Source organism: Streptomyces sp. NPDC047453 (assembly GCF_040643155.1).
Taxonomy (GTDB): Bacteria; Actinomycetota; Actinomycetes; order Streptomycetales; family Streptomycetaceae; genus Streptomyces.
In genome coordinates this window covers 1-3,072 of the sequence record NZ_JBEYTS010000166.1, presented here as the reverse complement: position 1 = coordinate 3,072, position 3,072 = coordinate 1, and the positions used below count along the sequence as shown (strand labels likewise).

Below are 3,072 nucleotides of genomic sequence, written 5' to 3'. Positions count from 1 at the left end.
ACCAGCGTCAGGTGGACTGGCAATTCACCACCCACGATGCACGCATCAAACTGCGCCATCTCTATCCCAAATATTAGCTGCGACAGTCTACTAGGGGTCGACTTCGGCTTGTAAACCTCGGAGACTGTCGTCGACACCCGGATCACGGGGATGCTGATGCGTGTGCAGGGAGGTAGCTCTCCGGCTTGGAGTAGCTCGCCCGTGTCCGTTCTGATCTGGTCGCCGGTTTGGATGTACAGCCATATCCAGGCGGGGTCCAACGACCGGTTCGCAAAGACCAAGTCCTGCGCGTCAGAGCTCTCAATCCACCACGAGATGCGTGATGCCTGGGCCTTGGCTTCCTTTTCGTTGGCATCGCGGGACTGGGCGAGCTGATCGTCTGCAACCTGGGCGGACTTGTAGGTTCCCCACGCGGTTACGGCGAGACTCGCGGCCGCTACCGCAGCAGCCACCACAGCCGTGTGCTTGGCCCAGTCGGCCCGCCTGTACCACCTGAGTAACCGGTCAACGGTGCCAAGTGGTTGGGGTGTCGGCGTTGGTGGCTGTGGCTGTGGCTGCGGCATAGGCGGACGAGGGGCAACTTGCCGTATACGCAATCGCGGACGAGAACGGGTCACTGAACCTCACATGCTTTGAGACTTGTCTTCTTGGACGCACCGTCAGTTTCAGCGGTTCTAACAGGTTCGCGTCGGCCCGCGACACTAGCTCCTCACGTGGCCATCCTCCGCCCCGTGAACAGACGATACGGATTCGCCATCAAGGCCCTCCCTGCGGGCGACAAGCCGTGGGAAGAGGACGACGAGAACACCACAGACGCCCCGCCCGAGGGCACCGGCCCCGCCTTGAGCGACAGCGAACCCACCGAGGACGCGCCCGACGAGCTCGCCGCGGACACTGGCACCGCCGAACCGGCGGACCCCGCGATGGCCCCGGACGACACCGACACGCTGATGGATCACGGGACAACACACTCCGCCAACGGACCAGGTCCGCATGGACGACGACGACCTTGTCCAGCATGCCCAGGGCTGCGAGGAGGCGCGCGCCCTGCTCATGGACCGGCTGGCATTCCGCGGCCACCTGCAGACCACTCTCGTCACCGACGACCACGACCAGCAGGAGGGGACGACATGACGCACACCAGGTCGCCGAGGCGGGGCTGGAGCCAGCGCCCGCCGCCAGGGCGAGTTACAGCGCGCGGCCGAGCGCGCCGCCCAGCACCGCCGCGCGAAGTGGGCACTGCCGCTGACCGCCGCAACCGCCGCCGTCATCGGGTGGGCCGCCGGCACCGTCACCGTGTGGCAGGTCGGCGCCCTGGTCGCCGCCGCCGTCCTCGCCTACGGCATCCGCCAGACCTACCGCCGCCAGCACAACAGCTGGACGTCCGGCGCCGACGGCGAGGAGGCCACGGCCCGGCTGCTCGCGCCCCTCGCCCGCCGCGGCTACGCCGTGCTGCACGACCGGGCCATCCCCGGGTCGAAGGCCAACCTCGACCACCTGGTCGCTGGACTGTTCGGCGTGGCGCTGGTCGACAGCAAGAACTGGCGGTCGAAGGAGTCCCGCATCACCATCACCGGCGGGCTGCTGCGCTACGGCCGGTACGACCAGACCCGGGCGCTGCAGACCGTGGTGTGGGAGGCGGAGCAGGCCGCGAAGGTGCTGGGGGTGCCGGTCCGCCTGATCCTTGCCGTGCACGGGGCGAAGGCCGCGCCGCGCGGGCGCACCGAGTTGCACGGCGTCACCGTAGTCGAGGCCAAGAAGCTGCGCGGAATGCTGACCGGCCTCTCTCCCCAGCCCGGATGGGACGCTGCCCGGGTCACGGCCGTGGAGCAGCTGGCCGAGCAGTGCCTGCCCCGGCACAGCAGCTGACCCGGGCACGTCGACAGCAGGGGCCCGGGAGGAGATCCCGGGCCCTTCGTCATGTCCCGTCCGGTTACGACGCGTCCGAGTGGGCGTGGTCCAGGCCCAGGTCGAGGAGCACCGCCAGGTCCTCGCCGGCTGCCTACCGCTCCAGCAGTGCCCGGTCGACGAGCCGCACCCCCGTGCCGGGCCGCCCACACCACCCGCTCACGGGCGAACGTTCCGGAGCTGACCACCAGGAACAGCGGCCGGACGCCCGGCGCGGTAGCAGTCGGCAGTTGCGGAGCACCGCGCACCGGGCGCAGGGCCGCACGTCCCCCGATCTGCCCCGCGCGGTCGATACCTCGCTCGAAGGCCACGCCGAGCTGGCGTCCGCCTGGGCCGTTGCCGACCAGGTGCACCACCTCCCGGCTGATGCGCACCCCGCGGACCTGCGTCCAGCCGTCGCGCAGCAGCAGCCGCCCGACGATCGCCCGGAACCTTCGGTCGTCGGAGACGTCGATCTCGGGGAGGGAGAAGCACCTCGCCTGCCGCTGGCGCCGCGTGAGCACGGCCCGCCGCTGGCGCACCGCGGCCCGGACTGCGTACGCGAGGGCTGCTGCCGCGAGCAGCGCCGCCCACCAGCCGACCCGGGACCACAGCCAGCCGAGACCGACCAGGGGTAACCCGATCACGGTGAGGACCGCCGCGAACGCGGGCGCGATCTCCCACCACTTCGGCCCCTGTTTCCCGTTCACCCATCGCTGCAGTTCCTCGCGCTTGCGCCAGGCCCGCCGTGTGCCGACAGGGGACCGGCCCAGCGGCCACACCGTGTTCACCCTCACCACACGGTGCCGATCCCGGCCGGGACCCATTCCCTCTCGACCGCGGCGAGATACATGATGCGGACGCCGAACACCGACCCGACCACGACGAGCAGGGGCTCGCGGACCCAAAAGGGCAGGAGACGGACGAGGAAGCCGAGCATCCGGCGATCTCACCAGGGCAAGATCACGTCGGCCGTGATGGAAGCCACAATTCCGGCTCGGTACTCAACCGTGATGCAAGGGGGCCCGCGGCGACCCGGGCGTGGGGGTCACAGGTCGTTGGGGGACTGATGAATAGAGAACAAAAGAGCACACCACCACACGGAAAAATAGAGGAGATAAAACAAAAAAAAAAAAAAAAACAAAAAAAAAAAAGAAGAATAAGTAATAAAGGAAAAAAAAAACG

4 protein-coding genes are annotated in these 3,072 nt (G+C 68.1%); 2 read left to right on the top strand and 2 right to left on the bottom strand.

The genetic code is table 11. From position 1 onward, the window contains the following. On the bottom strand, positions 1–452 hold a 452-nt coding region (locus ABZ818_RS42680), incomplete at its 3' end, for a hypothetical protein (RefSeq protein ID WP_361427693.1). A gap of 541 nt (positions 453–993) precedes the next feature. Here ABZ818_RS42680 and ABZ818_RS42675 point away from each other — a divergent pair. Together ABZ818_RS42675 and ABZ818_RS42670 are read left to right on the top strand one after the other, a co-directional pair. Beyond that, complete coding sequence (locus tag ABZ818_RS42675; protein WP_361427690.1) at positions 994–1,134, top strand: hypothetical protein; 141 nt, start codon at positions 994–996, stop codon at positions 1,132–1,134. Positions 1,135–1,296: 162 nt separating this feature from the next. Next, entirely contained in the window at positions 1,297–1,869 is a 573-nt protein-coding gene (locus ABZ818_RS42670; RefSeq protein WP_361427687.1) for a nuclease-related domain-containing protein, read from the top strand. An 811-nt stretch (positions 1,870–2,680) separates the two neighbouring features. On the opposite strand, the gene ABZ818_RS42665 is transcribed toward ABZ818_RS42670, so the two are convergent. Beyond that, positions 2,681–2,827, bottom strand: coding sequence for a hypothetical protein (locus ABZ818_RS42665; protein ID WP_361427696.1), 147 nt, complete (start codon positions 2,825–2,827; stop codon positions 2,681–2,683). Between the last annotated feature and the right edge of the window lie 245 nt (positions 2,828–3,072).

Bases quoted from the DNA above. Each gene is read 5' to 3' on its own strand.
- ABZ818_RS42665 (WP_361427696.1), bottom strand. From the start codon at position 2,827: ATGCTCGGCTTCCTCGTCCGTCTCCTGCCCTTTTGGGTCCGCGAGCCC.
- ABZ818_RS42675 (WP_361427690.1), top strand. From the start codon at position 994: ATGGACGACGACGACCTTGTCCAGCATGCCCAGGGCTGCGAGGAGGCG.